The sequence below is a fragment of the Streptomyces javensis genome, from assembly GCF_039525925.1.
In the GTDB taxonomy this organism is placed as follows: domain Bacteria; phylum Actinomycetota; class Actinomycetes; order Streptomycetales; family Streptomycetaceae; genus Streptomyces; species Streptomyces asiaticus.
In genome coordinates this window covers 1-1,240 of the sequence record NZ_BAAAIF010000246.1, presented here as the reverse complement: position 1 = coordinate 1,240, position 1,240 = coordinate 1, and the positions used below count along the sequence as shown (strand labels likewise).

At 68.2% G+C, this 1,240-nt stretch carries 1 protein-coding gene; it reads right to left on the bottom strand.

Annotation, left to right across the window (positions count from 1 at the left end; genetic code table 11):
- The coding region (locus ABD329_RS47785) for an acyltransferase domain-containing protein (protein ID WP_344318288.1) at nt 1-1,225 on the bottom strand (1,225 nt) is incomplete at its 3' end.
- Between the last annotated feature and the right edge of the window lie 15 nt (nt 1,226-1,240).

The window sequence follows — 1,240 nt, the reverse complement described above, 5'->3', positions numbered from 1 at the left end:
CAAACACCGCATCACCCAACCGCCACACCGCCCGCAACCCCTGAAACAACGGCCCATACTCATAACCCCGACCAGCAAAACCCGCATAAAGCTCGTCCGGATCCAACGCCATCGGCTGGGCGCCGGCCGGCGGCCACTGTTCGAGCCCCGCCTGGCGCTGCTCGTCTTGCTGCGGGACACCAAGCAGACCGCTGGCGTTCCGGGTCCATACGGACTCGGCAGGCGTTTCCCCGGTCTCCACGCGGGAGTGGACAGAAACCGGCCGGAAGCCCGACGCATCGGCTTCTTCAACGGCGACCTGGACCTGGACACCGCCCTGCTCGGGCAGAACCAGCGGCGCCTCCAGCGTCAGCTCCTCCAGCCGATTGCAACCAATGTGTTCACCGGCACGGGTCGCCATCTCCACCAGTGCCGCCCCCGGCACCAGCACCGACCCCATCACCTGGTGGTCGGCCAGCCACGGATGTGTCTGTAGCGACAGCCGCCCCGTAAGCAGGATCGCCTCACTGCCCGCGGTGTCGACTGCGGCTCCGAGGAGGGGGTGCTCGACGGTCTCCAGACCAAGGCCCGTGGCGTCGGTTGCCGCGGGCGGGGCGTCGAGCCAGTAGCGCTCCCGCTGGAAGGCGTACGTGGGCAGGTCCAGCATCGGCATGCGGCCGTCTGCCGCACCGCTGCCGTCCGTGGCCGCCACGCCGAGGGCAGCCTTCCAATCGATGGTGATCCCGTGGACGTACAGCTGGGCCAGCGAGGTCAGGACCTGCCCAAGTGTGTCCTGGCCCCGTCGCAGGGTCCCGGTCACCACCGCCTGACCACCAGCGGCCTCCACCGCCTCCTCCACACCCACCGTCAACACCGGATGCGCACTCACCTCAACAAAAACCCCATAACCATCGGCGGCGAGAGCATCCACCGCCTCGGCGAAACGCACCGGCTGCCGCAGATTCCGGAACCAGTACCCCCCATCCATCTCACCGGGCGAGACCCACTGCCCGGTCACCGTCGACAACAACGGCACCACACGACCCTGAGGAGCGGCCAAGGTCAAGCCATCCAGAGCCTCAGCCAGCTCGGTGCGGATCTGCTCAACCTGTGCGGTGTGGGAGGCGTAGTCCACCGGAATCCGGCGCGCCCGGACCCCCTGCTCCTCACACACAGCCTGCACCCGCTCCACCGCCTCCGCAGACCCAGCCACCACCACCGAACCAGGACCATTGACCGCAGCCACCTCCACCCCACCCCA